Genomic DNA, 25307 nt, shown 5'->3' on the forward strand with positions numbered 1-25307 from the left:
GCGAGGTCAGGCCTGAGCCGATCGAGGGTCGGCCGGGTGGTGTGCGTCGATCCAGGCGTCGACCACCGCCCAGTGCATGGTCAGCCAGTCCGCGCGCTCCCGGCCCACCGCGGGCAGCTCGTCGGCCGGGAACCACCACCAGCGCACCTCCATCGGCATCTCCAGCGGCAGGGCGCGCCAGATCTGGCCCGGGGTGGTCAGGCGGTCCAGGCCCGTGTGGGCGACCACGACCGTCCCGACGATGGTGCCCGCGTCGAGGGCGGCGAGCACCCCGGCGGGCCGCGGCGGAAGCACGTGGGTGAGGTCCTCGGCCACCCTCGCCCTGCTGTTCTGCCCCCGGCGGCGCAGGCCGACGATGACGCGGCGGCGGCGCCTGGCGGTGAAGTTCGCGCCCTCCGGGAAGATGACCAGGGCATCCCGGTCGGTCAGCCGGGCCGCGAGCGCGTTGACCCGAGTCACCGCCGTCGGGTCGGCGCCCTCGGTCCGCAGGAAACAGGCCCCGAGCCGGCCCAGCAGGATGTCGATCGCCGGGTCGAGCTGGAGACTCGCCAGCAGCACGACCCGAGGGGTGCGCCGGTAGCGGTTGAGCACCAGGTGGACGAGCGCGAACGAGTCACCGGCGCCGGCATGCCGGCTGGCCACCAGCACGGGGCGACCGGCGCACTCGAACGTCCCCGCGGGCGGCTCACGCACGATCAGCCGGAACCCCATCAGCCGGCCCGCCGCCGCCACGAGCGACCCCAGCATGCCGCGCAGCAGCACCAGATGGGCCCGCTCCCACCGCGACCGCAGCAGCGGCCGGACCAGCCACAGCCCGAATCCGGCGACGACGGCCACGGCCTCGGCGAGCAGGTAGGCCGCGGCGAGAGCGGACACCCGGCTCAGGCGCAGCCGCCGGTCGAGTGGCGCGACGGCCAGCCCCAGCACCGTCGACACGACGCCGAGGACCGCCCCCGCGACCGCGACCGGGACGAACAGCGGGTCGATGAGCAGGCGGCGAACGGCGCGGGGTGGCACCCTCACCTGGCGCCGCCAGAACCGCCGGACCTGCCCGATCCGACGGATCCGGCGGAATCGGCGGTGTTGGCGGTGTTGGCGGTGTTGGCGTCCTCCTTGGTGAGGTACTCGGCGGTGGCGTGGCGGGCCTGCTCGATCCGGCGGCGCACCCCGGCCGCGGAGCGGTAGCGCAGGCCGAGCAGCGGCGTCCCGACGGTGTCGCCGACCGGCAGGACGTGCACCGTCACCCCGCTGGGCAGGCTCGCCATCGCGTCGGCGAAGCCGCGGCGCCGGGCGATCTCGAAGGCGACCAGCCCCGCCTCCCACGGCCAGCGGCCGGGGCGCAGCGGCCGCTCGATCCGGCCGACGTGCAGCACGTACACCGTCCGCGCGCCGAGGGCCACCGCCCTGCCGACCGGGGTGCTGTCGATGAGACCGCCGTCCACGTAGTGCTCATCGCCGATCTTCACCGGGGGGAGCAGCGCGGGCACGGCGCAGGACGCGAGCACCGCGTCGACCAACGGTCCCTGGTCGAACCAGTGCGCCGACGCACGCTCGATGCTGGCGGCCACGCACTGAAACCGCACCGGCAGCTCCTCGAACGTGGCCGCCAGATGCGCGTGCAGCAACTTGCGCAGCGGGGCATTCGAGTGCAGGTAGCCGTGCTGAACGACCGTCGCCAGCTGTTTCGCTGGGCCTCCCGCGAACACGTCGGATCTACCCAGGTCGGACCACAGCTCGGTCAGCATCTCGATGGCCTCGGCGGTGGGATCGGCGGCGACGGCCGCGCCGTTGATGGCCCCGACTGACGTCCCGACGACCAGATCCGGCCGGCAACCGGCCTCCAGCAGAGCGCTGAGCATGCCGACCTCGGCCGCGCCGAGCACCCCGCCGCCGCCGAGCACGAACGCGGTCGGGCCCAGCGGTGAGGCAGCCGAAATCGTCGTCACCGGACGCTGCTACCCCCACCGTCGCTGCGCGAATCCGACGACATCCGGAAGGCTCACATCCCTGTTCCGCATGACTCCCTGGCAGCCACGTCGCACGTTACGCCGCGAGCCGGCCGCGCCCGCCCAGGCAGTCCTGGCCGGGCGGAGCGGTCACGGCCGGGAGCGCTCGCGCTGTCGGCGGAGCAGTCACGGTCGGCAGAGCACTCATGGTCGGCGGGAGAACTCTCGGTTGGCAGAGCACTCGCGGTCACGCCATAGGCTGGAAGGGTGTATGTGCCCGCGGCCAACCGTGTCGATGACGAGACGCTCATCCGCGAGTTCGTCGCGGAACGCGGATCGGGAACGCTGGTGACCGTCGGGCCGGACGGGGTCGCGGACGCGACGCTCCTGCCGGTCCTGTGGGAGGCCGACCTGGTCGTCGCGCACTTCGCCCGGGTGAACGACCACTCGCGGCGGATGCGGGACGGCGCGGCCGGGCTGCTCGTCGTCCAGGGCCCGGAGGCGTACGTGTCGCCGTCGTGGTATCCGGCGAAAGCCGAGCACGGCCGGGTCGTGCCGACGTGGAACTACTCCGCCGTCCACCTGCGTGGCCCGGTCACCGTGCACGACGACCCGGAATGGCTGCGCGCGGTCGTCACCGGGCTGACGGAGCGGCACGAGGCCGGCCGGGACCACCCCTGGGCGGTCACCGACGCGCCCGAGCGGTATATCGAGGGAATGCTGCGCGCCATCGTCGGCGTCTCCCTGCGCGTCGAGTCCGTCGAGGCGAAGGCCAAGTGGAGCCAGAACAGGTCCGAGGCGGACCGCGCGGGCGTGCTCGCGCAGCTGTCGGACCCGGCGGCACGGGCGCGATTGGCGTCCGGGTCCCTGTGACACCCGCCGGCGCCGACCGGCCAGCGGCACCTCGCCGGTGCCGTGGCTGGTCGGTCCGGGCGGGCGGCTGTCAGCTGACGCCGAGCAGGTCGACGACGAAGATCAGGGTCTCGTTGGGCTTGATGACGCCGCCGGCGCCACGGGTGCCGTAACCGAGGTGCGGGGGAATGACGAGCTGGCGCCGGCCGCCGACCTTCATGCCCTGCACGCCCTGGTCCCAGCCGGCGATGACCTGTCCGGCGCCAAGACGGAACTGGAACGGCTCGCCGCGGTTGTACGAGGCGTCGAACTCCTTGCCGGAGCTGTGGGCGACGCCGACGTAGTGAACCGACACGGTCCGTCCGGCGACCGCAGGCGCGCCGTCTCCCTCGACGACGTCCTGGATGACCAGGCCGGTGGGCGGGGTGGGATCCACGAAATTGATCTCGGGCTTCTCCATGACCTCACCCTATGGGCGCCGCACCGCGCCGACCGCGTGTGACGACCCGCGATCGCGCTCACCCACGGACGACCACGGCCACGGCCACGACCAGCGACCGACGACCGCGTCCAGCGGCGAGCAGTCCCTACCAGCAGTCCCGACCGGCAGTCCCGACCGGCGACAGGTGGTCGCGGCCAGAGAACCCGACCGCGTTCGTTCGCCCACACGGTCAGAACATGAGCTCGTCGAGGTTGCTGACTCTTGGGACGTCGGCTGTCGGGTGGGTGCCATAGCGGTCGACGAGGACCGCGTTGATGCCGGCCCCGACGGCGCCGAATATGTCCTTTTCCAGGGAGTCGCCGACCATCAGGGCTTCGTCGGCCTTTACACCGATGATGTCGAGGGCGCTCCTGAAGGCGCGCGGGTCGGGTTTTCCCGCGGGCAGCACGGACGAGGCGATGAGGAGATCGATCTCGTCGATCAGGCCGAGGCGGGTGAGCTTGAGCCGCTGCTGTTCCTCGTACCCGTTCGTGAAGACGGCCACGGTCAGTCCGGCCGCGCGGGCGCGGCGGAGAGCGGGAACGGCGTCGTCGAAGGCCGCCCAGCCGGCCTCGTAACGGACGAGGTATCCAGCGAAGATGGTGTCGGCCTCGTCGTCCGCCACCTGGAGTGAGAGAAATTCCCGTACCCGGGCCCGCCGCTGTTCGGTGAAGGAGATCTCCCGGCGCTGGTAGCGGGCGTAATGGGTCTCGGAGATGCTCGCCCAACGCTCACTGACCAGGTCGTCGGTGACGCCGTGTCCGGCCGCCCATTCGACGACAGCCGCGCTCGCCGCCGACTGCTGGTCGACAAGCGTGTCGTCAAGATCAAAAAATATCCCCCGAAGCACGACCAGGATTCTGTCATGGCCAGCCCGGCAAAGACAGGTTTCCTGTCGAACGCGCGGGAGCGACGGCCGATTGCCATGGATGATGTCGACGGAACGCGACCGATTTTTCCTCGAGGTTGCCTTCGAGGTCACCCTCGCCGCGGCTCTAGATGTCCCGTTCGAGATCGCCTTCGTCGCTATGCCACGCGCCGCTTTCCATCGACGGGGGGCCAGCGTTGGAAAACATCGGGAGCTATCCCTCCGGCGCGGGCTCCGCGCGGGCTCCGCGCCCCCTTCCACTCGCGCCGGAGAGCATCGCCTGGCTTCTCCCCGGCTCATCGGACATGGCGAACGGCTCTCGGCTCGGCGAGCCGAGACCGGCCGGCTCCGCCGCCCGATCGCCGACGCCAGGCGCGACGCCGGGCCGGCCGGGCCGCACACCGGACGGGCGTAGATTCATCCCATGACGGGCGGGCATGCGCTCCCACCCTTCGGCGAGCCGCTCGCCGACGCCAGCTCCTGGGCGTCCGCGGCCGCGGCCGACACCGACACCACGGGCCGGGGGCGACAGTCGGCGAGGATGGGACGGCCGGGCCTCACGACCGAACGCCAGATCGCCTACTGGCGCAGGTCGGGGCTGCTTCGGCCCGGGGCCACGGAGATGGCGCAGGCCCGCACGATCGCGGCGCTGCGGCGGGCGGGTGTCAGCATTACCCGGATCCGCGCCGCGGCCACCCGGCTGGAGTCCAGTTGGGCGAGCTGGGCGAGCTTTCACGATCACGAGCCGCTTTTCGAGCCCTTCGCTGGCGGCTCGCCGTTGCCGGACCCGCCGGAGTCCGCGACGGCCGGCCTCCCCCGTTTCGCCGTGCTGGCCGGAGAGCTCTTCATCCGCCACCCCGACGGAACCTGGGAGGGCGACAGCCAGCCCGGCCAGCTCATCATCGACGGCGTGCTTCCACTCCCCGGCTCGGTACCGGCCGCGACGACGCGGGCCGAACCGGGTTCGAGCGACATGTCCCACCGACGTCGCGCGCCGGGCCCCGACCGCGAGGCGATCCTCCGCTTCGTCGCCCGCGAGAACGCCCACCCGGCGCAGCGGGCACAGCCGCCGCCCTCCTGACCGCGGTGTCCCACCCCGACCCACGCGAAGCAGCCCTCACGAAGCAGCCCTTGGGCGACGAGGCAGTCCTTGGGCGCTGACCGCGGATGGCCGGGCCTGGGAACAGATGACCGGCCTGGGAACGCGCGGGCCGGCCACCGCCGCCGCCGACTACTCTCCGCTACGACCGACGACTACTCACCGTCACCCACGACGGCGGGTGAGCAGGGCCGTCGCCGGAATGCCGGCCAGGCCGACGCCCGCCAGCAGAACCGCGAGGACGTCGAGGGCGACGATCGCGGAGCTGTCGGACGAGGAGAGCAGACTGCCGTGGGCGACCACGAGGTCGGCGTCGCCCCCGGCCGGGTCGGCGGCGACCGCCGAGACGGCCGCGGACGAGGCGTCAGTCGAGGCAGCGGAGGCGGGCGCGCTGTCCGCGGTGGACGCCGACGCGACCGGAGTCGCCTGGCCGTCCCCGTCGAGGGCAGCCGCCGGGCCGCCGTCCGCCGGAGCGGGATTGGCATCCGCCGGAGCGCCCGGTGCCGGGCCAGCCTTTCCGGCGGAGCCTCCGGAGGTGCCGGTACCTCCGCCCGTCGCTACACCCGAGCCCGCGGTGCCCGAGCCCGATGTGGTGCCCGAACCGGACCCCGTTCCCGACGCGGGCATCAGGTCGCTCACGGCGTCCTTGGCCGCCTGGCCGAGCCTGTCCAGGTCGAACGCCGGCGGCCGACCAACCGAGTCGTCGATGTCGATCCGCACGTCCAGTGGACGGTCGAACAAGGAGGTGTCGGCACTGTCGGCCCGGGCAGGCAATGCCGTAAGGACCGCGAGCGGTCCGGCCACCAGTGCGCCGACCATGAGTCCGCGGACGGCCCGGGTTGCGCCTCGACCGGCCCTGCCGGTGAGGCTGTCGGTGGAATGGCTGGCGGCACGGCCGGCGGCGGAACGAGCCTGGCCGTGCCGGCCGGGCGTGCCGGCCGGCGAGCGGTGACCGCCGACGTGGCCGCTGTCGGCGCTGTGGTGCTTGGCCATGACCCGGGTCCCCTCCCGTTGGTGACGGACCAATTGTGCGGACGTTTTGATCCGATCACCACGTTTCGCGCCGTCAGTCCGGCGACAGAGCGTGTCGGCCGACGACCAGTCCAATTCCGGACATCAGCACGTAGTAATCAGCCGAAAGCCATCCGGCGCCCAGCTCGTCGCCGGATCTGTAGGTTCCCTCGTCGATCTTCCGATCGGCGACTTGCTGCCAGGGGTTTCCCGGGCTGGGCGTCACTAGGCGCAGTGCTGACTTACCAGCTTCCGATGGCCGTTCTGCGAGGACGCCTTCAAGGAGGTCTGGCTGCTGTTCGACAACGGCCAAGGCCGTCCACGCCGTCACCAGCCTGCCCACCCACCTGGCAAGCCCCGCCCTGCTCGCCGACCTCGCCCGCGGCCACTGGGCCATCGAGACCAAGCTCCACTGGATCCGCGACGTCACCTACGAGTGAAGGAACCGGTCGCGGCGGGTGGCTGATGTACCTCGTCGGTCAGTCGAGGGCGATGTAGTGGAGTTCGGGCTCGGCGCGGGTCTGGTAGAGGTCGACGTAGCGGGCGGCGATGACGTTGGCCTCGGCGTCGGGGCGGCCGCCGCCGATCCACGCGCTGATGGCGACGTGCGCGACGTAGATGCCGTGCTGCTGGAGTTCGGTGTGCAGGTTCAGGGTCCAGTTGCGCAGACCTGCCGCGGCCATGTTGATGTTCGCCATGAAGGGAGCCGGGGCGACGGAGCCGCCGCCGGTGGTGATGATGATCGTGCCGGCCTTGGCGGCGATCATGTCGTGGACTACCTGCCGCACGGCGTGGATCGCGCCGGTGAGGTAGAGGTCCAGCTGCGGCTGGAGGGTCTCCGGGGTGACGTCGAGGACCCCGACCGGGGCGAGCGCCCGGTCGGCGGGCGAGAACTCGAACACGTCGACCGCGCCGTACCGCTCCTTGAGGGCCGCGAACGCCTTGGTGACGGTCTCGGGCTCGCTGAGGTCCGCCGGGAACCCGGCGGCCTCGATGCCCTCGCCGGTGAGCGTGGAGACGAGCGCGTCGAGGTTGGTGGCGGTGCGGGCTATCAGGGCGACGGTGAAGCCCTTCTTGCCGAAGGCGCGGGCGATCTCGAGCCCCATGCCGGGGCCGGCTCCGACGATGGCGATGACAGGCATGTCGCTCTCTTCTGGTTGATGGGTGGGCTGAAACCGTGGGTGACGTACGAGGGCTGCCGGCGGCCGCCGTCATTCCTGGGCGGCTCAGCAGCCGGTGGATCGGCGGTCTCGTCCACCGATCCACCGGCTGCAGCCGGCCTCAGACTTGGCGGTGGCGACGGAAGGGCCGGCCCCTGGATCTTCACCGGGTGCGGGCGCTTCCGGTCGGAATGTCGCGCGGACGTGGTAGCCGTCCTGGTCGCGGATGCGGGCGATGTGCCTCCGCACGTCGTCTGCGGTGGCGAGAGGCTCGTCGCCCGCGATCGTGCCGCCGAGGTCGTTGACGACGACCTTGGCGCCGCGCGCGGCGAGGTCGAGGGCGTGGGTGCGACCCAGACCGCCGCCGGCGCCGGTCACGATGGCGACCCTGCCCTCGAACGAGATGGCTCGATCATGGTGAGGAAGAGCCAGGCCTCACTCTCATGTGCCGCCTGGGATTGGGTCAGGCCAGGCGGACGCCGTCCACGGTGATCCGCAGGGCCTACGGGCCACGCAGGTCGGCCGTCGGGCGCCAACCGGTGACGGACGATCCGCAGACTTCCGCCCGTGACCAGCACCAGCAAACCCATGGAGCGTCACGCCAGCACCTCCGACCAGCACGTTCGAAGATGGCGAAGGCTCAAAGGACGAGCACGGGGGCCCCTTCCTCGGCGGGCCGGGTGCCGGGGCGTAGGAGCGCGCCGATGACCACCGCGGCGGCGGCGAAGATCGTCGCGGTCCACCAGAAGGCGGTCGTGTAGCCGCTGAGGGTCGCGTGGGCGGCGGCGGTGCCGCTGGCGGGGTGGCTGGTGAGGTAGTCGCTGGCGGCGCTGGCGGCGATGGTGGACAGCAGCGCTGTGCCGATGGAGCCGCCGACCTGTTGGGCGGTGTTGACGGCGGCGGAGGCGACGCCGGAGTCCTCGGCCCCGACGCCGAGGGTCGCGCCGGCTATGGTGGAGGCGAAGATCAGGCCGCTCCCGGCGCCGACCACGATCAGGGGCGGCAGGATCTGGGTGGCGTAGGTGGCGTGCAGGGTGAGCTGCGCGAGCCAGGCCATGCCGCCGGCGGCGATGATGAAGCCCGCGGCGACGAGTCGTCGGGAACCGAGGCGGGGCTCCAGCGTGCTGGTGGCGAGCGTGGCGCCGACCGCCGTCGCGCCGACCAACGGGAGGAACGCGAACCCGGTCCTGATCGCGGAGTAGCCCAGGGTGTTGCGCAGGTAGTAGGTGAGGAACAGGAACACCGCGAACATGCCGACGCTGACGGTGAGCATGGCGAGCAGGGAGCCGCCGCGGTCGCGGTCGCGCAGCACCCGCAGCGGCAGCAGCGGGTGGGCGACCCGGGCCTGCAGCATGGTGAACACGGCGAGTCCGGCGGCGCCGGCGGCGAGGAACGCGAGGGTGGTGGTGTCGCGCCAGCCGTCCGTGTCGGCGTGGGACAGGCCGTAGACGAGGGCGAACAGTGCGCCGGAGACGGTCACGGCGCCGGGAATGTCGAGGTGGGGCCGGTCGGCGGACCGCTCGTGATGCAGGAGGATGAGCGCGCCGACGGCGGCGGCGGCGGCGAAGCCGACGTTGACGTAGAGGGACCAGCGCCAGGACAGGTATTCGGTGAGGACCCCGCCGAGCAGGAGACCGATGGCGCCGCCGGCGCCGGCGATCGCGCTGTAGATCCCGAACGCCTTGCCGCGTTCGTCGGGGTCGGTGAACGTGGTGGCCAGCAGCGACAGCCCGGCCGGAGCGACGAGGGCGCCAAACAGCCCCTGTAGGGCGCGGGCGACGACGAGCACCTCGAAGCTGGATGCGGCACCGCCGAGCGCGGATGCCGCGGCGAACCCGACGAGCCCGATCAGGAAGATCCGCTTGCGGCCGAACAGGTCGCCGATCCGGCCTCCGAGCAGCAGCAGGCTGCCGAACGCGAGCGCGTAGGCAGTGATCACCCACTGTCGCGAAGAGTCGGAGAAGTGCAGCGCACTCTGCGCGGACGGCAGCGCGATGTTCACGATGGTGGCGTCCAGGACGACCATGAGCTGGGCGATCCCGAGGACGCCCAGGATCAGCCACCGGCGCGCATGGTGCGGGTTGGGGGGGTGGCCCCTGTCGGCGGGTGCGGTGTCGGCGGGTGTGGTGTCGAGGGTCACGGGAGTCTCCTTCGCGTGCTGGGTGTGGGAGAACGAGCGGACGGCCGCGGCGGCGAGGGCCACGACGACGCCGCCGGCGATGGCATCGAGGAGGTAGTGGTTGGCGGTGCCCATGACCACGAGCGCGGTCAGCGGCGGGTAGACGACGCCCAGGGCTCGGATCACGGGCCTGCGGGCGTGACGGGCGATGAGCCAGCCCGACCACAGCGCCCACCCCACGTGCAGGGACGGCATGGCCGCGAGCTGGTTGGTGAGGCTGCCGAAACCGCGGGGTGCGCTGCCCTCTCCGGCCCACCAGCCCCAGCGGTGGGTGTCGGCGAGCGTGTCGTGGAAGGCGCCGCCGGGCAGCAGTCGCGGCGGTGTCGTGGGGAAGAGCCAGAAGCCCAGGAGAGCGACGAGGGTCGCGACGGCGAGCGTCGTGCGGGCCGCGCGGTAGCTGTCGGGATGGCGGCGGTACAGCCAGATCAGGACCGCCGGCGTGACGACGAAATGCAGGGCGGCGTAGAAGTAGCTGGCGATCACGGCAAGCGGCGGCACATGCCAGAGGAACTGGTTGAGCGCATGCTCCGGAGCCAGGTGCCACGCGCGTTCCCAACCGCTCAGTGTTCGGCCGTGGCGGTCGGCGGCGGCCGGGTCCCCGTTCCGCACCTCCTTCCGATGGATCGGGGCTCGAGGAGCCGCCGCGATCAGGCGGCGGCGGCCATCGCGGTGGTGAACCCGGCGGCCTCGATGCCCTCGCCGGTGAGCGTGGAGACGAGCGCGTCGAGGTTGGCGGCGGTGCGGGCTACCAGGGCGACGGTGAAGCCCTTCTCGCCGAAGGCGCGGGCGATCTCGAGCCCCATGCCGGGGCCGGCTCCGACGATGGCGATGACAGGCATATCGCTCTCTTCTGGTTGATGGGTGGCTGAAACGGTGGGTGACGTACGAGGGCTGCCGGCGGCCGCCGCCGGGGCCGGAGTGTCAACGCTCCGGCGAGCCGCTCTCGGGGCCAGTGGTGGACACGACTTCCGCGGCCGGGGCGCAGATCCCGGTCTCGGCGTCGCAGTAGCCGATCGGCTCGTCCTGGACCAGGAACTCCAGCGGCGCCTCGGGCGTGGGTCTCTCGTCAGCCATGGATCTGCTCCCAGGCCCGGTCGATGGCGCTGGCGTACTGGCTGACGCTGACCGCCCCGGGGATGCCGAGCCGCTCGCCGAGGACGGTGACCGGCACGCCGCGCGCGCCCAGCCGCACGGCGGCGTCGTGGTCGGCGCGCACGGCCTGGGCGTAGCGGTCGGTCGCGAGCACGTCGCGGATCTCGTCGGCCGGGATGCCGAGGTTCTCGCCGACCCGAACGAGGGTGTCGGGCGCGAACGCCTCCTGGTTGCCGGTGAACACCTCGGCCTGCAGGCCGCGCAGGTACTCCCAGGCGACGCCGTGCTCCGCGCCGAGGTGCACGAGGCGCAGCATGTCGAATGTGCCGCTATAGGGGCGGTCGACCGCGTAGGGCAGGCCGTCGCGCACGGCCTCCGCGGCCATGCCCTCCTCGATCGCGCGGGCCTGCGCGGCGGGCACGCCGAACTTGCTGGCCAGGTGGTCGACGGTCGGCGAGACGGCCGTCGTGGCCGTCGGGTCGAGCTGGAAGGTACGGGTCCGCAGGTCGATGTCCGCCGCGTGCCGGGACCGCTCGATGGCCAGGCTCAGGCGGTGCTCGCCGATGTAGCACCAGGGGCAGAGCACGTCCGCCCACATGTCGATCGTCAGTCGGGTGGATGTCGGGGCATCCGCGGACGGCGTCATCGGAGGACCACCTTCCAGTAAGTTGAGGGTCTCTCAGGATCGGAGGCTACCAGCTAACTTGAGTAGCCCTCAAAATGAGTCGGGATGGACATGACGGAAGCGAAGGCGGAACCGAAGGCCGTACGGCGTGACGCGCGGGACAACGCCGCGAAACTGCGCGCCGCCGCGCTCGAGATCTTCCTGACCACGGGGCTCGACGCGTCGCTCGGCGAGATCGCCCGGGCCGCGGGCGTCAGCATCGGCACCCTCTACCACCGCTTCGGCTCCCGCGAGGGCCTCATCGACGCGGTCATGCCCGACATCGCCGCCCGGAAGCTGCAGACCCTGGGAACCAGCGTTCAGGCGAAGGAGACGGCGCGGGAGCGCCTGGAGACGTTCGTCCACGCGATGATCGACATCCAGGTCGCCGATCCCGCCCTGAACGACGCGTTCCTGCGCCGGTACCCGGACGCGCTGGCGTTGCAGGGCGAATGTGACCGCGCGGCCGCGCTCGGACGGGACCTCGTGCGCGCGGCGCATGACGAGGGATCACTCTCGTCGAGCTTCACAGAGGACGATCTGTTCTGCCTGCTGTGGCTGGCGGGTGCGGCCAGCCGGGCCCCCGCCGCCCCGGAGGGTTGGCGCCAGGTCCTCGACCGCGCCCTGGAGTCGGCCTGGACCGCCCCCCGCTGACGAGGACCGCCATCAGGCCCGCGGCCACCGCGTCCGGGCGCTTGTGCGCAATCCTGCCGCCGTCCAGGCCCCAGCTGGGGTCGAGCTGATCCAAGGCACGCCCGCGAACATCGACGACATCCGCAAGGCCGCCCAGGGAACCGACGCGGTGATCAGCGCACTCAACAACGCCCGCGCCTCCGACAATCCCTGGGCCAAGCCCATCAGCCCGCCCGCCTTCATGACCGACGCTGCCCGCGACACCCTGGCCGTGATGGGCGAGGAGGGAATTCGACGGATCGTCCTGGTCTCCACCCAGGGCGCCGGGGATGACTGGGCACGGCTCAACCCCGTGGCCAAGGCCGCCATTAAGCTGTCCAACGTCAAGTTCTCCTTTGACGATCACACCGGCGTCGACAGTGTCGTTCGCGCCTCCGGCACCGACTGGACCCTGGCCAGGGCCGTCGTGCTCAGCGACAAACCAGGTGCGGGCCATGTGCGAGCGGCCGAGGCCGGCACCGCCAAGCCCGGTCGTCGGATCAACCGCGCCGACCTCGCCGGATTCCTCCTTGACGCCGTGGAGCAAGACACCTGGATCCAGCAGGCGCCACTGGTGTGGAACTCGCCAGGCTGACCGCCCCGTGCCGGGCAACGCAACGCCAGAGCTTCCCCTGGGGCAGGACCGTGCAGACCGCCGCGAAGGTCTGAAAGGCGGACCTGCGCCGCGATCTATGCCTTGCGTGTGCCGTCGAGAAACATCGTCACGGTTGTCTGACGATCCGGGCGATCGCCCGGTCCACCGGCAGCTCGTCCAGGTTCGCGGCGGCGTAGGCGTCGGCCAGCTCAGTCGTCCCTGCGACGGCTAGGCCGTTTCTCGTGGATCATCTGAGCCAGATGAAGATCGACGCAATGATGATCTCGTTGTAGAAGTAGTGGGCGCGCTTGGTGTAGCGGGTCGCCAGCGCGCGCCACTGCTTGAGCCGGTTGAAGAACCGCTCCGACGACGTTGCGGTTCTTGTAGCGCTTCTTGTCGAACTTCGGTGGCCGGCCGAACTATCTTGATCCACGAGAAACGGCCTAGTAAGGAAGATCGACTACCGCGCCCTCGGCGGACCCCAGAGCCCGCTACCGACGGACGTGCGCACCGCTTACCTCCGCGAACCCGCCGGCATCAACCCCGTCCATGGCCGTGCTCCCGTCCGCGCCGCGGTGGCTGCGGCGAGCACGACCACCGCGCTGCGGATACTCGAACTCCCCGACCCGGGGCCGGCCGTCGACGACCTGCGTCCTCTGCTCAGAAAACCCCGCTCGCAGGACCGGAAGCAACTGGCCAGGAACACCAGCCCGACCCTGATGGACATCATGCGACTCCTCTGGCCATAGCCCCCAAGCCGCCGCACCGGAGCGCCCGCCGCGCGGGACTGCCAGCAGTGGCCGACGCCATGACCAGACCGCCCGGCAGCCGCCCGCCCGCAACGCCGACGTCCGGTTGAGTGTTGAGTTCAGGGCGTGATCCGCATACCGCCAGCCTTCACAGCGCTGACGGCAGCCCGTGAGGGCGACGCCGGCCGCCGCTGGCTCGAACAACTTCCCGCCCTCATCGCCGACGTGCTCACCGTCTGGGGCCTGGAAGAGGCCGGCGATCCAAGGCACGGCCAGGTCGCACTCGTGCTGCCCGTCCGGCGGCACACCAGCGAGGACTGCATGCTGAAGGTCTCCTGGCCCGACGAGGAAACCCGCCACGAGCCAGCCGCGCTGCAGGCCTGGTCAGGCCACGGCGCGGTCCTGCTCCTAGCTGTCGATCAGCGGCGAGGCGCGATGCTCCTCGAACGCCTCGACGCCTCCACCACCCTGGAGCACCAGCCGATTGCCCACGCCCTCCGTGTCGCTGCGTCGGTCCTACACGAGTTGCACATCCCTGCTCCGGCCGGCCTGCCGACGACCGCGGCGACCGCCGAGCGGTGGCAACAGACGCTGTCCTACGAATGGCGCCGACTCGGCGAACCGGGACCCGCCCGCCTCATCGACGCAGCGACCGAGACCTGCGGCCACCTCGCGCGCGACACCGCGCCTCAGGTCCTGCTGCACGGCGACTTTCACTTCGCCAACGTCCTCGCCGGCGCCCGCCAGCCCTGGAACGCCATCGACCCCAAACCACTCGCCGGCGCTCCCGAATACGACCTGCTACCACTGCTGCGGAACCGCTGGGACGACATCACCGCCAGCCGCCAGCCCACCCACGCAGTCCGCTGGCGGATCGACACCCTCGCGGAAGCCAACGGACTCGACCGGACGAAAGTCCACGCCTGGAGCTTCGTCCGCAGCGTCGATGACGCGCTCTGGGGCCATGCCCAGCACGACAGCCAGTTCGAAGCGATCGCCTGGGAGATCGCACACGCCCTGGCTAGCTGATCGGGGCTGGTGCCCGAGCTCACGGGACGACCTTCAAGATCCCAGTGCTATCGCTCCGAGCAGGGGCCGCAGCTCGTCGATCAGCGCATCGACGCTGGCCCCGCGCTCGACAGCACGCGAGATCGCCAAGGCGACAGACGGCTCCGCCGCAGCCGCGACGAGGTCGGGTCGTTCCTCACGCCAGGCAACGGCCGCCGCCCCGCGCCCGGGAGGGCGATAGAAGTAGTGGCAGGTCACCAGGAGCCCGGTCACCGCTTCCACCACCTCGTCGACGGGTCCGACGACGGTGAAGCTGCGGCGGCTGATCTGGGGATACGCACGACCATGGACGTCGCCGCTCCGGCATAGGGATCCCGCCAGCCGTAGTGGAGCACGCCGACTCCGGTCTGGAGAGTGTAGGTTCCCCCGTTGATCAACGGGGGAACCTACACCGGCCATAGGCCCGGCCGGCCGCAACCGGTGGTTTGCCAACCAAGCGCTTGTTAGAGTCCACACGGTGCGGAAGCCTCCGGGGGTTCGGGGCGCGTCACGGACGGCGAGGGCCCGGGCGCGCCGACGATCGACGGGCATGGCGACCTGGGTGCTGGAGGCAAAATGATCACGACGGTGGTGGACGGCGCGGGAATCGCCGAGATCGTCGTCGACTACCCGCCGGTGAACGCGCTGCCGGTGGCCGGGTGGTACGCCCTCGCGGATGAGTTGCGCGCGGCCGGCGCCAACCCGGCGGTACGGGTGGTGGTGCTGCGAGCTGAGGGCCGCGGGTTCAACGCGGGCGTGGATATCAAGGAGATCCAGCGCGATCCGGGCCATGGCGCGCTCATCGGCGCGAACCGCGGCTGCTTCGCCGCGTTCGCCGCGGTCTACGACTGCCCGGTGCCGGTGGTCGTCGCCGTGCACGGTTTCTGCCTCGGCGGCGGGATCGGGCTGGTGGGCAACGCGGACGTGATCGTCGCGAGCGAGGACGCCACCTTCGGGCTCCCCGAGGTCGACCGGGGCGCGCTCGGCGCCGCGACCCATCTCTCCCGGCTCGTCCCGCAGCTCAAGGCCCGGGCGATGATGTACACCTCCGCCACGGCGACCGCGGCCGAACTGCACGCCTTCGGCTCCGTCCACACCGTCGTCCCCCGCGCGCGGCTGCGCGACGCCGCGCACGCGCTCGCCGCCGAGATCGCCGCGAAGGACCCACGGGTGATCCGGATGGCGAAGGAGGCGTTCAACGGCATCGACCCCTGGGACGTCAAGCGCAGCTACCGCTACGAGCAGGGCTTCACCTTCGAGCTCAACCTCGCCGGCGTCGCCGACGAGGTGCGCGCCGGCTTCGGCTCCTCCCCCGGGCCCGCCAGGCCGCAGGAGCCGGTCGACGCGAAGGCCGACACCGCGGCCGGCGACGAGCCGGCCGGCGACGGCGACGGCGGCCGCGCCTGATGGACCTGACCTGGTCGGACGAGGATGAGGCATTCCGCGTCGAGGCACGGGCCTGGCTGAGCGCGAACGTGCCGGCGGCACCGTTGCCGTCCGGCGACACCCGCGCGGGCTTCGCCGCCCATCTGGAGTGGGAGGCGAAGCTCTTCGCTGCCCGCTGGGCGGTCGTCTCCTGGCCGGAGCGCTACGGCGGCCGCGAGGCAAGCCTGTGGCAATGGCTGGTCTTCGAGGAGGAGTACGCCCGCGCCAGCGCGCCGCAGCGGGTCACCCAGAACGGGATCTTCCTGCTCGCCCCGACCGTGTTCGAGTTCGGCACCCCGGAGCAGCAGGATCGCGTCCTGCCCCGGATGGCGGCCGGGCTGGACACCTGGGCGCAGGGCTGGTCGGAGCCGGGCGCCGGCAGCGACCTCGCCGGGCTGCGCTCCGCTGGCGTGCGAGACGACGAGCGCGGCGGCTGGCGGCTGTCCGGTCAGAAGACATGGACGACCCGCGGCGCGTTCTGCACCCACCTGTTCGGCCTGTTCCGCACCGACCCGACGGCCGGCCGGCATCGCGGCCTGACCTATTTCCTGGTGCCGCTGGACGCGCCGGGGGTGACGGTCCGCGGCTTCGACCGGCTCGACGGCGACGAGGGCTTCGCCGAGGTGTTCCTCGACGACGTGTTCGTCCCGGACGAGAACGTGCTCGGCGGCGTTGGCAAGGGCTGGCAGGTCGCCATGGCGACCACCGGCTCCGAGCGGGGCCTGACCCTGCGCCCGCCTGGCCGGTTCCTGGCCACGGCGAACCGGCTGGTCGAGCTCGCCCGCTCCGTCCCCGGCGGCGCCTCGCCCGCCCTGCGCGACCGGGTCGTGCAGGCCCACATCGACGCGCGGGCATACCAGCTGTTCACGCTCCACCAGGTCAGCGGCATGCTGCGCGGCCGCCAGCCGGGGCCCGCGTCCAGCCTGAACAAGCTGTTCTGGTCGGAGATGGACGTCCGCATCCACGAGACCGCGCTGGACCTGCTCGGCGAGGGCGCCGAGGTGGACGGGCCGTGGAGCCGAGGCTTCCTGTTCTCGCTGTCTGGCCCGATCTACGCCGGGACGAACGAGATCCAGCGCAACGTCGTCGCGGAACGCCTGCTCGGCCTGCCCCGCGCCTGACCCGCCCCGGCCGAAAGCAAGACCGACCAAAGAAGCACGACAGGACCGAAAGCACGACCAGACGGACCAGACCAGACCGGAGAAAGGGGGCCGGATGGACTTCGAGCTCGACCAGGAGGCGGTGGCGCTGCTCGCGGCGGCGGGCGCGGTCCTCGACGCCGAGGCGACGCCCGACCTGATCCGCGCCGCCTGGCCCGACGCCGGCCGAGGCTTCCGCCCGGCCGGGCCGGAGCAGATGCGCAAGGTGTGGACGACGCTCGCCGACCAGGGAGTGGTCGGCGCGCTCGTCGGCGAGGACGCCGGTGGGCTGGGGCTCGACCTCGGGCACGTCGTCCCGCTGCTGGAGCGCGTCGGCTACGTCGGCCTGCCGGTGCCCGCCGTCGAGACGATCATCTACGCGGCCCCGCTGCTGGCCGCCGCCGACCATCCCGCGCTGCCCGACGTCCTCGCCGGCCGGGCCCTCGTCGCAGTCGGCGCCACCACGGTCGGCACCACCACGGCGGCCGGCGAGACGCTGGTTCCGCATGGCCAGCAGGCCGATCTGGTCATCCTTCCCGTAGGCCGCTCCAGCTCGCCCGGGGGCGGCTTACGGCTGTTCGCCGCCGGTGAGCTGGCGTTGGAGCCGGTGACGACCGTCGACGGCGCCCGGGCGCTGGCCCGGCTCATGGCCGCGCCGGCCGACGACGCCGGCACTGTGCTGGTGCGCGACCCCGAGGCCGCCCGGTCCGCCGCCGACGCGGCATGGTGGCGGACGGCGCTCGGAACGTCCGCGGTGCTGGTGGGTCTGGCCGCCCGGATGCTGTCGATCACGGTCGCGTACGTGAAGCAGCGCCAGCAGTTCGGCGTCCCGATCGGCAGCTTCCAGGCGATCAAGCACGCACTCGCGTCGGCGCACCTCGCGGTCGAGTTCGCCCGCCCGGCCGTGCTCGCCGCCGGCTGGGAACAGGCCGACGCCCACTCCCCCACCCGCGGTCTCGCCGCCGGTCCGCCACCGGAGGCGCGGGACGGGCGGGACGGGCGGGACGGGACCAGCGTCGCGAAGGTGCTGGCCGCGGACGCCGCCCGGCTGGCGGCCCGGGCGTCGATCCAGTGCCACGGCGCGATCGCCTACACCACCGAGTACGACCTGCACCTGTTCGCCAAGCGCGCCTGGGCGCTCATCCCCGCCTTTGGCGACCCGGCCTGGCATCGCGCCTACCTGGCCCGCGGCCTCGGCCTGCGGGACGCGGCCGCGGCTGCTGAGGCGCCATAACGAGCGTGGCGGCGGCATGGAACCTGTCCCGTTTCCCCGATGGCGGGCGACGCGGTGAACCACACTCATCACCAAGGTGGCGCGGCCCCGGGCACGGCGAGCCGCGCGAGCGAAGGAGATCGCGATGACCGAGCGGACCTTCCGGCCGGCGGCGCCGGATCTCCCCCCTGTGGCCACGGTCGCCGACACGACGGCGCTGGCGCAGGCCGCGGACGCCACCCGGGTCGCGGGCATCGGCGCGCAGAGCCAGCCGGCGCGCACCGAGCAGGCCACGGCCCCCGCCCTCGACCCCGCCGCGCCCACGCCAGCTGCCGGGGCCGATGCCGGGGCGAGGAGCGAGCCGGAGCCCGACGCGGCCGTCGTCACTGCCACCGAGGTACCGGTGGTGCTCTACGAGGTGGACGGCGCGATCGCGCGGGTCACGATGAACCGGCCGGAGTTCCGCAACGCGCAGAACTCGAAGATGACCTACGCGCTCGACGACGCCTTCTACCGGGCGGCGGCCGACCCGGCCGTCAAGGTGATCATCCTGGCGGGCGCGGGCAGGCATTTCAGCGCCGGTCACGACATCGGGACGCCGGGGCGCGACATCGACCGGTCGTTCGACCGACGCGCGGGCCTGTGGTGGGACCACGTCGGTGAGAGCGGTGCCCAGAGCCGGTTCGCCCGGGAGCAGGAGGTCTACCTGGGGATGTGCCGGCGGTGGCGGGAGCTGCCGAAGCCGGTGATCGCCCAGGTCCACGGCGCCTGTATCGCCGGCGGGCTGATGCTCGCCTGGGTCTGCGACCTGATCGTCGCCTCGGACGACGCGTTCTTCGCCGACCCCGTGGTGCGGATGGGCATTCCCGGCGTCGAGTACTTCGCCCACCCATGGGTGATGGGCCCGCGGGCCGCCAAGGAGTTCCTGTTCCTCGGCGAACGGTTCGACGCCCAGCGGGCCCTTGCGCTGGGCATGGTCAACCGGGTGGTCCCACGCGCCGAGCTGGCCGCCGACGTGACGTCGATCGCCGAGCGGATCGCCACCATGCCGCGTCTCGGCCTCGCCCTCACCAAGAAGGCCGTCAACCAGGCCGAGGACCTGATGGGACTGCAGACCGGCATGGACTCCGTCTTCGGCCTGCACCACCTGGCCCACGCCCACAACGCCGAGGTCGGCGCCGACTCCCTCGCCGGCCAGGATGCCCGCTCCATGCGCGACGCCCGCCGCGCCAGCGAATCCGGCACCTGACCGTCCCGCCCCCGCCATCCGCGGAGACGCGCCGGATCATTCGCCCCGGACGACGTCCTCCGCGGTCGCCGCGGTGAACGCGCGGTCGAACCACAGGTCGGCTTGCTCCGTGTCGGTGCAGGCCAAGATACGGTCCTGGATCTCCGCGGGCACCGCAACGCCACGCTTCTCAAGCAGCGCCAGCGTCGCCCGCGCCACACCCTCGACCCGACCCTCGACCCGACCTCGAGCCTCGGCCGTCGCGTCGATCTCGTTGTAGACGCGGGTCCGGTACCTCCGACCGATGGCGGTGGTCATGAGGAAGGTCTCCCATCGCTTCTGGGCAGCCTCAGAGAGGCGGCCCTTGATCTCATCATCGTAGAAAAGCCACTTGGCGGGGTCCAGCTGGGCGAGCGCCGCCAGCATGGCGGGGAACATCTCGTCGACGTTCTTGGCGTCCACATCGAGGTTGCACAGGTCCGCGAACAGCGTCCTCGCGGGGTGGGCCACCGCAGCCTCCTCTCTCACGACTCGCGGCAGGTCGGCCGGCGTGAAGAACCGCGGAACCGGCAGGGCGCCGCTGCTCGTCTGACCAGCAATCTTGTCCCCGTACCAGGCGGCGGTAGCGCGGTCAGGTACGAGGACCAGCAACGGGGCCTGGACCTTGAACCTGGCCTCCAGCTGGCCGACGTAGATCTTCCAAGTGGCCAGCTTGACAACGTCCCGACCGCGTTGGATCTCGTAGACGAGAGCGTGCACAGCCTTGTTGCTCTTGTCGCGGAAGACCACCATCGCGTCGCTCTGGTAGGTGCTCGGACGGACGTTCGGGTCGACGAGCTCCGCGTGGTCGAAGGCGGGCGCGACGTCGCCGAACACCTCGGTCTGCACCCAGGCAGGCAGGGACGGATCGAGACGGACCAGGTCCAGTGGCGTCTCGTGCTCGTTCGTGGGCATACCGCGACAATACCTGTCGGGTCAGACAGTCCCCCTGTCGGGTTCGACAGCCCCCACGCCACCGCCTCGGCCCGGCCGGGGCTACCCAGCGAACCCGTCACGGCCACCGCGGCCACCGCGTGGCCCCGGCCGGGCCGAGGGCGCTCGCGTCATGAGGAGTTCGATGGCGTCGGCGAGTTCGGCCGCGGGCCGTTGCCCGTCCAGCTCCAGGGTCGATCCCTTCCGCAGCCGCGGTTCGACCGTACGGGCGTAGTAGATGATCTCGTCCTGCTGTTCGACGGTCTTGCCATAGGGGTTGTTCGTTCGCAGCCGCACCCTGTCGATGAGTACGTGAACCGGAGCGCTGAGGAGAACGACGTGCTCGAAGCGGTCGTAGAACCGTCCCTGGTTCTCCACGCAGCCCGAGACGACAAGATCCAAATGCTCGGCCAGCAGCCTGGCCAGACGTCGTTCATCCCACTTGCCGTCGGGTAGCTCCCAGCCGCCGTAGTCGGTGTCCACCGTCAGGTGTCCGCGGCGATGAAGCTCGCGCAAAACCGTGCTCTTCCCCACGCCCGACATTCCCGTCACCAACACCCTTGCCACGGCAAGAACTGTAGGGACCTGAAATACCAGTAGGCGCGCGGTGGCCGCCCCCACATGGTGGGGGCGGGCCGCGCGGCAGGGCCCGTCCTTCAAGCGGAAGACCAGCAAAGATTGAGCTGCCGCCGTGTCAGACGATGCCGCGGGTGAAGGGTTTGCCGAGGGCGGCGGGCTGGCGGGTGCGGCGGACGACCAGGACCATCGCGGCGAGCGCCAGCAGGTAGGGCGCGGCGATCAGCAGCTGGCTGTTCAGCTTCAGGCCGACGGCGGGCAGGGCGAGGCGCATCGCGTCGGCGAGTCCGAACAGGACGACGCCGAGGATCGTGCCGCGCAGCCGCCAGGCGCCGAAGATGACCGCGGCGATCACCAGGTAGCCGCGGCCCGCCGTCATGTTGTCGTTGAACGAGCCGACCGCGCCAACGGCCAGGTGCGCCCCGCCGAGCCCGGAGAACAGGCCGCACCAGAGCAGCGCCTGCCGGCGCCGGATGTTGACCCGGATGCCGGTGACGTCGGCGCCCTGCGGGTTCTCGCCGACGGCGCGCAGCTCCAGGCCCCATCTGGTCCGCTCGACGAGGTACCAGGTCAGCGGGACGAGCCCGAGCAGCAGGTACACCGGCCAGCGCTGGACGAACAGCGGCTCGCCGATGAGCGGGATGTCGCGCAGGACCGGGATGCTGACCTGGGCGACCTGGTGGCCGGTGAGGTCCATGCTCTCGTTGAAGAAGCTGGTCGCGCCGAGCGCCAGCACGTTGAGGGTCAGCCCGACGACGAAGGTGTTCACCGCGAGCCGGTGCGACGCGGTGCCGTGGATCGCGCCGAGGACGAGGCCGGCGATGGCCCCGGCCAGCAGCCCGAGCGTCGCCGAGCCGGTCGCCGACGCGGTCGCCACCGCGGTGAACGCGCCGGTGATCATCATCCCTTCGATGGAGATGTTCATCGTCCCGGCCCGCTCGGCCAGGTACTCGCCGCAGGCCGCGAACCCCAGCGGCGCGGCCAGCCGGATCGCGCTCGACAGGATCGTCGCGCCGTCATCCAGGATCATCGCCGCTGCTCCTCTCCCCCGTCGCCCCCGTCGCCCCCGTCGCTTCGTTCGCCGTGGATCGCGCCACAGGCGTCGCGCACGCCGCATGCGCCGGGCGAGCCGCGCTCGCCGTTCACGCGGCGACCCCGGACGGCGCGGCCTGGGCGGAGGTGGCGGCGGCATGGCGGCGGCGGTCGGTGGCCGACCGCCACAGGGCCAGCAGCGCCGGCGGCAGTACGAAGGCGAACACCAGCAGCGCCTGGGTGATGTCGATCAGGTATGCCGGCACGCCGGTGGAGGCGAGCACGCCGCCGCCGGAGCGCAGCGCGCCGAACACCAGCGCGGTGACGACCGCGGCGATCGGGTTGTCCCTGGCGACCAGCGCGACCAGCAGGCCGTCCCAGCCGTAGTTGTCCGACATCCCCGGCTGCAGCCGGTAGACCTCGCCGGTGAGCACCACCCCGCCGGCCAGCCCGGAGAACGCGCCGGAGAGCACGAGAGCCAGCCCGCCGAAGGTGGCCTCGCGCACGCCGGCGTGGCGGGCGGCGAGGGGGTTGTGGCCGAGCATCCGCAGCCTGAAGCCCCAGCGGCCGCGGGCGAGCAGCACCGCCACGACGATCGCGAGACCTAGCGCGAGGAAGGCGCCGAGACTGATCGTCAGGCCCGGGTAGTCCCCGATGGCGGGCAGCCGGAACGACGGGGCGAGCGCGTTGGACTGCGGCGCGACCACCTGCCCGGCGACGCGGGTCTCCTGCAGCAGCCAGGGCTTGCTGACGACGAAACTGACCAGCTGCTCCGCGAGGAAGATCATGAGCAGGGTGCTGACGACGACGTCGACGCCGCGCCGGTAGCGCATCACCGCGGGGATCGCGGCCCACAGCGCGCCGCCGAGCGCCGAGCAGACGAGCGTCAGGGTCAGCACCAGCGCCGGCGGCCCCTGGGTGCGCAGGCCGACGTAGGCGCCGAGCGAGGCGCCGATCAGTAGCTGACCCTCCTGGCCGATGTTGAACACGCCCGCGCGGCTGCTGATGCAGGAACCGACGGCGACGAGCAGCAGCGGCGTGGCCTCCAGCAGTGTCTGGCTGAACGCGCCCGGGCTGCCGACACTGCCGTCGAGCATCGAGGAGAACACCTCACCGGGCGTCCCACCGACGATCGCGACCAGACCGGCGGTGATGCCGAGCGCGGCGGCGACGGTGAGGACGGTGACCACCGCGACGGCGAGTGGCGGGCTGCCGGACCGGGTTGGCGCGAGCAGCGCCCTGGCCGCGCGGTCGACGGAGCCCAGCGGGCCGCCGGAGCGGGCGAGGCCGGCCGGCCTGGTCGACCCGGTCGACCCGGCCGATCCGGCCGAGTCCTTGGTGTGGGACGGCGTCTGGGTGCTCACCGCTCACCACCTCTCGTCGTCGCGCCGGCTGAGGCGAGGCCGGGCGAAGGGGCGGGACCGGCCGCGCCGCCGACGAGCAGGCCGAGTCGTTCGGCGTCGGCCTCCTCGGGGGCAAGCTCGCCGATCACCCGGCCGGCCGAGATCACCGCGATCCGGTGCGACAAGGCCATGACCTCCTCAAGTTCGGTCGACACGAGCAGCACCGCCACCCCGCGGGCCGCCGCGGCCCGCAGCTCGGCGTACATCCCCTCGATCGCGCCGACGTCCAGGCCGCGGGTCGGCTGGGCGGCGACCAGCACCGCCGGCCGGCCCGCGAGCTCGCGGGCGAGCACCACCCGCTGCTGGTTGCCGCCGGACAGGGTGCGCAGCGGCGCGTCCAGCGACGGGCAGGAGATCTCGAACCGTTCGGCGAGCTGGGCGGCGTGCCGCAGCTGTCGGCGCCGGCTGATCAGCAACCTGCCACTGACGGGCCCGAGGTCGGTCATCACCAGGTTCTCGGCGACGCTCATGTCCAGCACGACGCCGGAGCGGTGCCTGTCCTCGGAGATCACGCCGACGCCGGCGGCGTGCAGCGCGCCGGGCCTGCGCAGGTCGACGGTCCTGCCGGCGACCCGCACCTCGCCACGGTCGGGCACGACCAGGCCGGCGAGCACGTCGCCGAGCGCGAACTGCCCGTTGCCCTCGACGCCGTACAGCCCGACGATCTCCCCGGCACGCACGCCGAGGGTGAAGCCGTCCAGCGGCGGCGCCCCGGTGGGCGCGCTCACGGTGACGGTGTCCAGCTCGAGCACCGCCGCCCCGTCCCGAGCCAGGTCAGCCCTACCGGCTACGGCGGCGACGACCTCGGCAGCCGTGTTCTCTCCAGCGGGGACCTCGGCACCGGTCACGCCGGGCACGCCCGTTCCCGGCGTGACCGGAGTCAGGCCAAGGGCGGCGGCCTCCTCGCCGAGCGAGACCTCCCGGCCGACCATCTCGCGGGCCAGCGTGGCCGCGTCCGTGCCGGCGGTCGCCCGGCGGGCGACGACCCTGCCGCGGCGCAGCACGGTGACCCGGTCGGTGGCGCCGAGGATCTCCGCCAGTTTGTGGCTGATCAGCACGACCCCCTTCGCCGGGGCGTCGTCGTCGGTACCGTCCCGCGTCGCGCCGTCGCCGGTGACGGCACGGCGCAGGACGGCGAACAGGTCGCGGGACTCGGCCAGCGAGAGCACCGACGTCGGTTCGTCGAGCACGATCACGTCCGGGTCCCGGCGAAGGCACTTGATGATCTCGACACGCTGGCGCTGCCCGGCGGACAGCGAGTCGACCCGGGCCAGCGGGTCGACGGTGATGCCGTAGCGCTCGCCGACGCGGACGACGTCCGCGCAGGCCTCGTCACGGCGCAGCCGGCCGCGCCGCCCGCGCAGGCCGGCGAGCCAACCGGCGCCGCGCGGCTCGTTCGCCCCGGCGGCGGCGGGGCCGCCGTCGCGGCCGTCGCCGAGGACGACGTTCTCCCAGACGGTGAGCGCGCCGACCAGGCTGAAGTGCTGGTGGACCATGCCGACACCGATCCCGGCGGCGACGTGCGGGTCGGCCACGTCCACCGGCACGCCGTCGCGCAGGATCACCCCGCTGTCCGGGCGGACCAGCCCGGACAGCACCTTCATCAGGGTGGACTTGCCGGCGCCGTTCTCGCCGAGCAGCCCGTGGATCTCCCCGCGCCGGACGGCCAGGTCGACGCCGTCGCAGGCGATGACCTGGCCGTACCGCTTGGTGATGCCCCGCAGCTCGATGGCCGGGACGGTGGCCGCGGCCGGCGAGGCTCCCGAGGAGCCTCCCCGGTCGGGTCCGCCGATCGAGAAGGCCAGGGGGGCCCGCGGGGTCTGTGTCATCGTCGGTTCCGCTCCGTTCTCAGCGAGCGCGGCTCGGCCTTCTCAGCGAGCGCTCCTCGGCCGTCCCAGCCAGCA

General features: G+C 72.2%; 29 protein-coding genes. 10 read left to right on the forward strand and 19 right to left on the reverse strand.

The genetic code is table 11. The features are described 5' to 3' along the window. Nucleotides 1–6 precede the first annotated feature (6 nt). Both FRCN3DRAFT_RS0241150 and FRCN3DRAFT_RS0241155 read right to left on the reverse strand, forming a co-directional pair. Nucleotides 7–1023 carry a 1-acyl-sn-glycerol-3-phosphate acyltransferase gene (locus FRCN3DRAFT_RS0241150; RefSeq protein ID WP_007515617.1) on the reverse strand — a complete coding sequence of 339 codons (1017 nt, stop codon included), beginning with the start codon at nt 1021–1023 and terminating at the stop codon, nt 7–9. Further along, nucleotides 1020–1946 carry a patatin-like phospholipase family protein gene (locus FRCN3DRAFT_RS0241155; RefSeq protein WP_007515616.1) on the reverse strand — a complete coding sequence of 309 codons (927 nt, stop codon included), beginning with the start codon at nt 1944–1946 and terminating at the stop codon, nt 1020–1022. Before FRCN3DRAFT_RS0241155 ends, FRCN3DRAFT_RS0241150 begins: the two co-directional genes overlap by 4 nt. 267 nt (nt 1947–2213) lie before the next feature. Between FRCN3DRAFT_RS0241155 and FRCN3DRAFT_RS0241160 the strand changes: the two genes are divergently transcribed. After that, nucleotides 2214–2819: an FMN-binding negative transcriptional regulator gene (locus FRCN3DRAFT_RS0241160; protein WP_007515615.1), complete on the forward strand. Its 606-nt coding sequence runs from the start codon at nt 2214–2216 to the stop codon at nt 2817–2819. A 70-nt stretch (nt 2820–2889) separates the two neighbouring features. Here FRCN3DRAFT_RS0241160 and FRCN3DRAFT_RS0241165 read toward each other — a convergent pair whose 3' ends face one another. Further along, a complete protein-coding gene (locus FRCN3DRAFT_RS0241165) occupies nt 2890–3258 on the reverse strand; it encodes an FKBP-type peptidyl-prolyl cis-trans isomerase (protein ID WP_007515614.1) in 369 nt (122 codons plus the stop codon). 211 nt (nt 3259–3469) lie between these two features. After that, nucleotides 3470–4129: an HAD family hydrolase gene (locus FRCN3DRAFT_RS0241170; protein WP_007515613.1), complete on the reverse strand. Its 660-nt coding sequence runs from the start codon at nt 4127–4129 to the stop codon at nt 3470–3472. A 442-nt stretch (nt 4130–4571) separates the two neighbouring features. On the opposite strand from FRCN3DRAFT_RS0241170, the gene FRCN3DRAFT_RS50435 reads away from it, so the two are divergent. After that, nucleotides 4572–5228, forward strand: a complete 657-nt coding sequence (locus FRCN3DRAFT_RS50435; RefSeq protein WP_007515612.1) for a MerR family transcriptional regulator — start codon at nt 4572–4574, stop codon at nt 5226–5228. 183 nt (nt 5229–5411) lie between these two features. On the opposite strand, the gene FRCN3DRAFT_RS0241180 is transcribed toward FRCN3DRAFT_RS50435, so the two are convergent. The 8 genes from FRCN3DRAFT_RS0241180 to FRCN3DRAFT_RS0241215 all read right to left on the reverse strand — a co-directional run bounded on the left by FRCN3DRAFT_RS0241180 (nt 5412) and on the right by FRCN3DRAFT_RS0241215 (nt 11334). Then, nucleotides 5412–6239, reverse strand: coding sequence for a hypothetical protein (locus FRCN3DRAFT_RS0241180; RefSeq protein WP_007515610.1), 828 nt, complete (start codon nt 6237–6239; stop codon nt 5412–5414). Between the two features lie 73 nt (nt 6240–6312). After that, the gene (locus FRCN3DRAFT_RS54650) at nt 6313–6687 is read right to left on the reverse strand and encodes a hypothetical protein (RefSeq protein ID WP_131803435.1); all 375 of its coding nucleotides are present in this window, start codon (nt 6685–6687) and stop codon (nt 6313–6315) included. 49 nt (nt 6688–6736) lie between these two features. Beyond that, nucleotides 6737–7399 (reverse strand): SDR family NAD(P)-dependent oxidoreductase, encoded by a 663-nt coding sequence (locus FRCN3DRAFT_RS0241190; RefSeq protein ID WP_007515608.1) that lies wholly within the window; start codon nt 7397–7399, stop codon nt 6737–6739. Nucleotides 7400–7483: 84 nt separating this feature from the next. Beyond that, nucleotides 7484–7795: a hypothetical protein gene (locus tag FRCN3DRAFT_RS58045; RefSeq protein ID WP_007515607.1), complete on the reverse strand. Its 312-nt coding sequence runs from the start codon at nt 7793–7795 to the stop codon at nt 7484–7486. Nucleotides 7796–8057: 262 nt separating this feature from the next. Beyond that, nucleotides 8058–10205 carry a DHA2 family efflux MFS transporter permease subunit gene (locus tag FRCN3DRAFT_RS0241200; RefSeq protein WP_007515606.1) on the reverse strand — a complete coding sequence of 716 codons (2148 nt, stop codon included), beginning with the start codon at nt 10203–10205 and terminating at the stop codon, nt 8058–8060. Between the two features lie 38 nt (nt 10206–10243). Continuing rightward, nucleotides 10244–10435: an SDR family NAD(P)-dependent oxidoreductase gene (locus tag FRCN3DRAFT_RS0241205; protein WP_007515605.1), complete on the reverse strand. Its 192-nt coding sequence runs from the start codon at nt 10433–10435 to the stop codon at nt 10244–10246. An 82-nt stretch (nt 10436–10517) separates the two neighbouring features. Beyond that, a complete protein-coding gene (locus tag FRCN3DRAFT_RS54655; RefSeq protein ID WP_007515604.1) occupies nt 10518–10670 on the reverse strand; it encodes a hypothetical protein in 153 nt (50 codons plus the stop codon). Beyond that, nucleotides 10663–11334, reverse strand: a complete 672-nt coding sequence (locus tag FRCN3DRAFT_RS0241215; protein WP_007515603.1) for a DsbA family oxidoreductase — start codon at nt 11332–11334, stop codon at nt 10663–10665. The genes FRCN3DRAFT_RS54655 and FRCN3DRAFT_RS0241215 overlap by 8 nt, the downstream gene beginning before the upstream one ends. A gap of 84 nt (nt 11335–11418) precedes the next feature. Here FRCN3DRAFT_RS0241215 and FRCN3DRAFT_RS56965 point away from each other — a divergent pair, with 84 nt between their 5' ends. Together FRCN3DRAFT_RS56965 and FRCN3DRAFT_RS0241225 are read left to right on the forward strand one after the other, a co-directional pair. Beyond that, on the forward strand, nt 11419–12006 hold the full coding sequence (locus tag FRCN3DRAFT_RS56965; protein WP_007515602.1) for a TetR/AcrR family transcriptional regulator: 588 nt from the start codon (nt 11419–11421) through the stop codon (nt 12004–12006). Further along, entirely contained in the window at nt 11918–12619 is a 702-nt protein-coding gene (locus FRCN3DRAFT_RS0241225; RefSeq protein WP_083401375.1) for an NAD(P)-dependent oxidoreductase, read from the forward strand. Before FRCN3DRAFT_RS56965 ends, FRCN3DRAFT_RS0241225 begins: the two co-directional genes overlap by 89 nt. Nucleotides 12620–12866: 247 nt before the next feature. On the opposite strand, the gene FRCN3DRAFT_RS53760 is transcribed toward FRCN3DRAFT_RS0241225, so the two are convergent. Beyond that, the gene (locus FRCN3DRAFT_RS53760; protein WP_007515600.1) at nt 12867–13052 is read right to left on the reverse strand and encodes a transposase; all 186 of its coding nucleotides are present in this window, start codon (nt 13050–13052) and stop codon (nt 12867–12869) included. 70 nt (nt 13053–13122) lie between these two features. On the opposite strand from FRCN3DRAFT_RS53760, the gene FRCN3DRAFT_RS0241230 reads away from it, so the two are divergent. Beyond that, complete coding sequence (locus tag FRCN3DRAFT_RS0241230) at nt 13123–13368, forward strand: hypothetical protein (protein ID WP_007515599.1); 246 nt, start codon at nt 13123–13125, stop codon at nt 13366–13368. 126 nt (nt 13369–13494) lie between these two features. Then, nucleotides 13495–14397 (forward strand): aminoglycoside phosphotransferase family protein, encoded by a 903-nt coding sequence (locus FRCN3DRAFT_RS0241235; RefSeq protein WP_007515598.1) that lies wholly within the window; start codon nt 13495–13497, stop codon nt 14395–14397. Nucleotides 14398–14430: 33 nt separating this feature from the next. Here FRCN3DRAFT_RS0241235 and FRCN3DRAFT_RS0241240 read toward each other — a convergent pair whose 3' ends face one another. Further along, the gene (locus FRCN3DRAFT_RS0241240; protein WP_007515596.1) at nt 14431–14649 is read right to left on the reverse strand and encodes a hypothetical protein; all 219 of its coding nucleotides are present in this window, start codon (nt 14647–14649) and stop codon (nt 14431–14433) included. Between the two features lie 342 nt (nt 14650–14991). Between FRCN3DRAFT_RS0241240 and FRCN3DRAFT_RS48900 the strand changes: the two genes are divergently transcribed. The 4 genes from FRCN3DRAFT_RS48900 to FRCN3DRAFT_RS0241260 all read left to right on the forward strand — a co-directional run bounded on the left by FRCN3DRAFT_RS48900 (nt 14992) and on the right by FRCN3DRAFT_RS0241260 (nt 19441). Next, nucleotides 14992–15822 (forward strand): enoyl-CoA hydratase family protein, encoded by an 831-nt coding sequence (locus FRCN3DRAFT_RS48900; RefSeq protein ID WP_007515595.1) that lies wholly within the window; start codon nt 14992–14994, stop codon nt 15820–15822. Next, nucleotides 15822–16961: an acyl-CoA dehydrogenase family protein gene (locus FRCN3DRAFT_RS0241250; protein ID WP_007515593.1), complete on the forward strand. Its 1140-nt coding sequence runs from the start codon at nt 15822–15824 to the stop codon at nt 16959–16961. The genes FRCN3DRAFT_RS48900 and FRCN3DRAFT_RS0241250 overlap by 1 nt, the downstream gene beginning before the upstream one ends. Before the next feature lie 94 nt (nt 16962–17055). Next, the gene (locus tag FRCN3DRAFT_RS0241255) at nt 17056–18213 is read left to right on the forward strand and encodes an acyl-CoA dehydrogenase family protein (RefSeq protein WP_007515592.1); all 1158 of its coding nucleotides are present in this window, start codon (nt 17056–17058) and stop codon (nt 18211–18213) included. Between the two features lie 124 nt (nt 18214–18337). Further along, the gene (locus tag FRCN3DRAFT_RS0241260) at nt 18338–19441 is read left to right on the forward strand and encodes an enoyl-CoA hydratase (protein WP_007515591.1); all 1104 of its coding nucleotides are present in this window, start codon (nt 18338–18340) and stop codon (nt 19439–19441) included. Nucleotides 19442–19477: 36 nt separating this feature from the next. On the opposite strand, the gene FRCN3DRAFT_RS0241265 is transcribed toward FRCN3DRAFT_RS0241260, so the two are convergent. The 5 genes from FRCN3DRAFT_RS0241265 to FRCN3DRAFT_RS0241285 all read right to left on the reverse strand — a co-directional run bounded on the left by FRCN3DRAFT_RS0241265 (nt 19478) and on the right by FRCN3DRAFT_RS0241285 (nt 25232). Next, nucleotides 19478–20308 (reverse strand): hypothetical protein, encoded by an 831-nt coding sequence (locus tag FRCN3DRAFT_RS0241265; protein WP_232794415.1) that lies wholly within the window; start codon nt 20306–20308, stop codon nt 19478–19480. A gap of 147 nt (nt 20309–20455) precedes the next feature. Further along, nucleotides 20456–20959, reverse strand: a complete 504-nt coding sequence (locus FRCN3DRAFT_RS48905; protein ID WP_051467522.1) for an AAA family ATPase — start codon at nt 20957–20959, stop codon at nt 20456–20458. A gap of 127 nt (nt 20960–21086) precedes the next feature. Then, nucleotides 21087–21998, reverse strand: a complete 912-nt coding sequence (locus FRCN3DRAFT_RS0241275; RefSeq protein ID WP_007515588.1) for an ABC transporter permease — start codon at nt 21996–21998, stop codon at nt 21087–21089. Nucleotides 21999–22110: 112 nt separating this feature from the next. Further along, nucleotides 22111–23364, reverse strand: a complete 1254-nt coding sequence (locus tag FRCN3DRAFT_RS48910; RefSeq protein ID WP_007515587.1) for an ABC transporter permease — start codon at nt 23362–23364, stop codon at nt 22111–22113. Next, entirely contained in the window at nt 23361–25232 is a 1872-nt protein-coding gene (locus FRCN3DRAFT_RS0241285) for an ABC transporter ATP-binding protein (protein WP_007515586.1), read from the reverse strand. Before FRCN3DRAFT_RS0241285 ends, FRCN3DRAFT_RS48910 begins: the two co-directional genes overlap by 4 nt. Between the last annotated feature and the right edge of the window lie 75 nt (nt 25233–25307).

The sequence above is a fragment of the Pseudofrankia saprophytica genome (genome assembly GCF_000235425.2).
In the GTDB taxonomy this organism is placed as follows: Bacteria; Actinomycetota; Actinomycetes; order Frankiales; family Frankiaceae; genus Pseudofrankia; species Pseudofrankia saprophytica.

What these genes read in the sequence shown, in the direction of transcription:
- FRCN3DRAFT_RS0241165 (WP_007515614.1), bottom strand. Translation starts at nt 3,258, where the DNA reads ATGGAGAAGCCCGAGATCAATTTCGTGGATCCCACCCCGCCCACCGGC.
- FRCN3DRAFT_RS50435 (WP_007515612.1), top strand. Translation starts at nt 4,572, where the DNA reads ATGACGGGCGGGCATGCGCTCCCACCCTTCGGCGAGCCGCTCGCCGAC.
- FRCN3DRAFT_RS0241180 (WP_007515610.1), bottom strand. Translation starts at nt 6,239, where the DNA reads ATGGCCAAGCACCACAGCGCCGACAGCGGCCACGTCGGCGGTCACCGC.
- FRCN3DRAFT_RS0241190 (WP_007515608.1), bottom strand. Translation starts at nt 7,399, where the DNA reads ATGCCTGTCATCGCCATCGTCGGAGCCGGCCCCGGCATGGGGCTCGAG.
- FRCN3DRAFT_RS0241205 (WP_007515605.1), bottom strand. Translation starts at nt 10,435, where the DNA reads ATGCCTGTCATCGCCATCGTCGGAGCCGGCCCCGGCATGGGGCTCGAG.
- FRCN3DRAFT_RS54655 (WP_007515604.1), bottom strand. Translation starts at nt 10,670, where the DNA reads ATGGCTGACGAGAGACCCACGCCCGAGGCGCCGCTGGAGTTCCTGGTC.
- FRCN3DRAFT_RS0241215 (WP_007515603.1), bottom strand. Translation starts at nt 11,334, where the DNA reads ATGACGCCGTCCGCGGATGCCCCGACATCCACCCGACTGACGATCGAC.
- FRCN3DRAFT_RS56965 (WP_007515602.1), top strand. Translation starts at nt 11,419, where the DNA reads ATGGACATGACGGAAGCGAAGGCGGAACCGAAGGCCGTACGGCGTGAC.
- FRCN3DRAFT_RS48900 (WP_007515595.1), top strand. Translation starts at nt 14,992, where the DNA reads ATGATCACGACGGTGGTGGACGGCGCGGGAATCGCCGAGATCGTCGTC.
- FRCN3DRAFT_RS0241250 (WP_007515593.1), top strand. Translation starts at nt 15,822, where the DNA reads ATGGACCTGACCTGGTCGGACGAGGATGAGGCATTCCGCGTCGAGGCA.
- FRCN3DRAFT_RS0241255 (WP_007515592.1), top strand. Translation starts at nt 17,056, where the DNA reads ATGGACTTCGAGCTCGACCAGGAGGCGGTGGCGCTGCTCGCGGCGGCG.
- FRCN3DRAFT_RS0241260 (WP_007515591.1), top strand. Translation starts at nt 18,338, where the DNA reads ATGACCGAGCGGACCTTCCGGCCGGCGGCGCCGGATCTCCCCCCTGTG.
- FRCN3DRAFT_RS0241275 (WP_007515588.1), bottom strand. Translation starts at nt 21,998, where the DNA reads ATGATCCTGGATGACGGCGCGACGATCCTGTCGAGCGCGATCCGGCTG.
- FRCN3DRAFT_RS0241285 (WP_007515586.1), bottom strand. Translation starts at nt 25,232, where the DNA reads ATGACACAGACCCCGCGGGCCCCCCTGGCCTTCTCGATCGGCGGACCC.